The 4,554-nt window shown below is 42.7% G+C and carries 1 protein-coding gene; it reads left to right on the forward strand.

All coding sequences use genetic code 11. The features are described 5' to 3' along the window. Positions 1 to 250: 250 nt before the first annotated feature. Positions 251 to 4,554 (forward strand): beta-galactosidase, LacZ type (lacZ, locus tag ACKX14_RS15395; protein ID WP_422449221.1); only part of this gene is annotated, 4,304 nt, incomplete at its 3' end.

A 4,554-nucleotide genomic window follows, 5' to 3' on the forward strand; every position in this document is an offset into this window, starting at 1 on the left:
TGGAGAGGAGGGGGAACCCGACGGAGAGGTAGGCATCTTGGATCTGGTATATGTGGCCTTCAGGATAATCGACAGGCAATAGGGTATCGGAAAAGACAAAAAAATCGCTATGGAAGGTAGGCAACCTCCTTCCATAGCAAAATCAATGAGAAGACCTTCGATGTAATGGTAAAATCTCACAAAAATTAATATTTATGAAGATGTGCAATAATAGGCTATAAGTTACTAATGATTTAGGGGGGGATGAAAATTGAATATCAAAAAAGTGATTATTACATTGCTTGTATTACTTTTGACATTATGGCCTTTGGGTGGAAACATTACCGTACTGGCGGAAGAATTTACCGGTACACAGTGGAATGGCACCCCCGGCATATATCATGAAAATATCGAACCGGCCGGTGTGAGAACCATATCGTATCCTGATGTTGAATCAGCCCTCACATTGGACTTTGAAAAATCGCCATATTATAAATCTCTAAATGGGATATGGAAGTTTCACTGGTCTAAAAACCCGAACGAAAGGCCCGCAGACTTTTACAAAGAAGATTACAATGTGGATGATTGGGATGAAATTCCGGTTCCAAGCAACTGGCAATTATACGGATATGGGGATATCATTTATCTGAATCAAGAACATCCCTGGCAGGGGTATGGTCGAATCAGCCCACCGAAAGTTCCCGTTGAACATAATGAAGTGGGATCTTATCGCAGAACATTCACGATTCCCGATGGTTGGGCAGGCCGTGATGTATACATTTCTTTTCAGGGTGTAAAATCCGCTTATTATTTTTGGGTTAATGGTCAATATGTAGGTTATAGTGAGGATAGCTTTACAAATCATGATTTTAATATTACGAAGTATATTAAAGAAGGGGAAAATATACTTGCAGTAGAAGTATACCGGTGGTCTGACGGCGCCTGGCTGGAAAACCAGGACATGGTTGATTTAAGCGGCATTTTCCGTGATGTGTACCTTTACTCCAAACCCAAAGTGTATATACGCGATTATACGGTCCGCACGGATCTGGATGAGAATTATAAAGATGCGGAACTGTTTCTCAGGGTTAATGTTAAAAACAATGGAGAAAGTACTCCTGCCGTTCATAAAGTAGAAGCGATGCTTTATGGTTGGGATAATACACCTGTGTTTAACGAGCCGCTGTCATATGAAATTACTTTTCTGGAAAATGAAGATGAAATAGTTGCAGAACAAAAGAAATTGGTAGTCAACCCGCTGAAGTGGTCAGCCGAAAAGCCTAATTTATATAAACTGGTTTTAACTTTGAAAGATAACAGCGAAAATGTTATTGAAACATTGTGCGCCAGAGTCGGGTTCCGTGAAATCGAACTGAAAGATGGGCAAGTGAAAATTAATGGAAAACCCATCGTAATTAGAGGTGTAAATCGCCATGAAGTCCATCCTGATAAAGGCTATGCAATGACTAAAGAACAGATTCTCCAAGACATTTTAATAATGAAACGTTTTAACATCAATGCTGTACGTATGGGCCATTATCCGGCTTCTCAAACCTTTTTCGATTTAGCCGATGAATACGGTTTATATGTTTTGGATGAAGCAAATATTGAAACTCATGATATGAGACCTTTTCCGGGTAATAGTCCAGATTGGTACGCCGCTGTGGAAGACCGGATACACACTATGGTTGAAAGAGATAAAAATCATCCGTCAGTCATCTTCTGGTCTCTGGGAAATGAATGCGGTTCGGGAACACCTTTTGTCAATGCGAGAAATTGGATACGGGAATACGACCCAACGCGGTTAATTCATTTCCAGCAAGATAACAGCATTGCAGATTTTCAGAGTGAAATGTATCCCAGTCTTTCAAGATTAGAGAGTTATGGAAGTTCGGGCAATCAGAAACCTTTCATTATGTGTGAATACCTGCACGCGATGGGAAATAGCTGCGGAAATGTGAAAGAGTACTGGCAAATAATAGACAAATACCCCAATCTTCAGGGAGGTTTCATTTGGGATTTTGTGGATCAATCAGTTAGATTGCCGGTAGATAAAGGTGTTGACGGATTGCCTATTCCCGAAGGATATGATGGCGAAACCTTTTTCTCTTACGGCGGCGACTGGGGGGATTATCCCAGCGACGGCATCTTCTTTATGAATGGTCTTCTAAATCCTGACAGGACGCCTCAACCTGAAATCTACGACATAAAAGCGGCTTACCAGGCCATTAAGGTAAAATCTGCAAATCTCGAACATAATCAGATTGAGTTGTGGAATGACTATCTCTTCACCAATTTAAATGAATTTGACGTGACATGGAACCTCACCGCTGACGATAAGGTGCTTCAAGAAGGGGTTCTGGACATCGACCTGCCCGGTGGAGAGACGACGACTGTCACATTGCCCATCAACAAACCGGAGTTAGAACCGGGAGTAGAGTACTGGCTGAACATCAGCGTCAAATTGGCCGAGGACACAAAGTGGGCGCCGAAAGGCCATGAAGTGGCCAGACTCCAAATTCAGATGCCCTATGATGTACCTGAAGCTCCAGAGTTTGATATTGATAATATGCCGGCCATACATGTCGACGAGGCCGAAAATCAGGTTACTGTTACGGGTCAGGATTTTGAAGTGCTTTTCGACAAGAACAAAGGCACCATAAACTCTTTTAAATATAAGGGTAGGGAGCTGTTAAAATCAGGCCCAATACCTAACTTTTGGAGAGCTCCTAACGACAACGATACCATGAATGGTATGATAAGCCGTAATGCTTCATGGAAGAATGCAGGTCGTGATATGCACATTGACAAAGCAACAATTTTACAGAAGAATGAAAAAGTTGCAGAGATTCAAGTGGAAGCCACTCTGCCGACTAAAGGCACATCCAAGTATAAAGTAACTTATTATATCTTCGGTAGCGGCGAAATCGTAGTTAAAGGTACAGTAAAACCGAGTGCAACGCTTTCCGAAATCCCCGCTGTAGGTATGGAAATGATGGTCCCGGGAGAATTCGAGAATCTAACATACTACGGACGCGGCCCCCATGAAAATTACTGGGATCGCCATGATGGAGCTTTTTTGGATGTTTATACTGGCACCGTGGAAGACCAGTTCTTCCCATATCCCAACCCGCAGACCACTGGGAAAAAAACCGATGTCCGCTGGGCTACTCTGACTGACGACGATGGCTTTGGTCTTATGGTCGGAGGCTTGCCGGTATTTGAATTCAGTGCATTGCACTATGCGGAAAATGATCTGGATGAATCGAAACATCCATTTGAACTGACGCGACTGAATGATATAGTGCTGACGGTAGATTACAAAGAAATGGGAGTGTGGAACAGCTGGGCAGGTACAGCACTTCCGCAATATATGTTATACACAGACAAACCCTATTCCTATAGCTATTTTATAAGACCTGTTACCAAGGAAATGTCTCCGATGGACTTGAGTAAAAGACAGATAGACTTCACACTTTTGCAGGACATAAAAGTAGGTGGCAAATCTCTCAAAGGTTTCAATAACGATATATTGGAATATGAAGTGATAGTCCCCAAAATAGTAGGCCAACCCATACCTGAAGTGGAAGCTGTTCCGGCCAGGGACGATATAACGGTGGAAGTCGTTAATGCTCAGGAATTACCTGGCAAGGCATATATCCATGTGAAAACGGTGGATGGTTTCCTGGACAGAACGTTTACTATTACATTCACTCCAGTTTCTTATGTGTATCTTAGCGATATGAACTGGGTGAGCGCCTCGGCCGGTTGGGGTACGGTCAATAAGGATATGGCGGTTTCTGGTAATCCGATCAGACTAAGAGGTCCTGATGGCACTGCCATAACCTATGAAAAGGGTATAGGAACTCATGCTGCTTCCACTATAATATACAACATCGATGGGCTAGGATTTAATACTTTCGAAGCATATATTGGAACAGACCTGGGAGCATCAAAGCCGGCAAACTCCAGCGTAGTATTCCAGGTATATGCAGACGGTACAAAGATTTACGATAGCGGTCTAATGACCGGAAATACGGAACAAAAATTTATAAATCTCGACATCACGGGCGCAAAAGAACTAAAATTAGTAGTTACCGATGGCGGAAATGGCAATGGTCATGATCATGCCAGCTGGGCCGATGCTAAGCTAATAGTCAAAGACACAACTCCTGTCCTTGAAAGCGTAAATCTTAAAGTAAGTCCAGATAAACTAAAACCCGGAGAAACGGCAATAATTACACTAAACGGTCTACTTAGCAACGGTGAGGTTGCAGATTTGAGCAATGCAAAAATAGAGTATAAAGTTAGTCACCCTGATATCGCCTTTGTGGACGATCAATACGACCCTGCAATCTTGAGTTTAATGTCTCAGGTAGGGAATGTAGACACTATTGAAGTCTGGGCAAACGTAACGTTAAATGATAAAACCGTTCAATCAAATAAAGCAATTATTGCCATAGAAAAGCCGTTACAAGAACCCGCCGTGACGCTGACGGGCCCCGATACGGTGCAGGCCGGAAGTGAATTTAAACTGAACATAGGCCTGAAGAGCGTGGCGGACAGCGTATATTC

Origin of the sequence: Thermorhabdus hydrogeniformans (assembly GCF_049310025.1) — a bacterium.
GTDB lineage: Bacteria > Bacillota > Thermosediminibacteria > Thermosediminibacterales > Tepidanaerobacteraceae > JBJYKD01.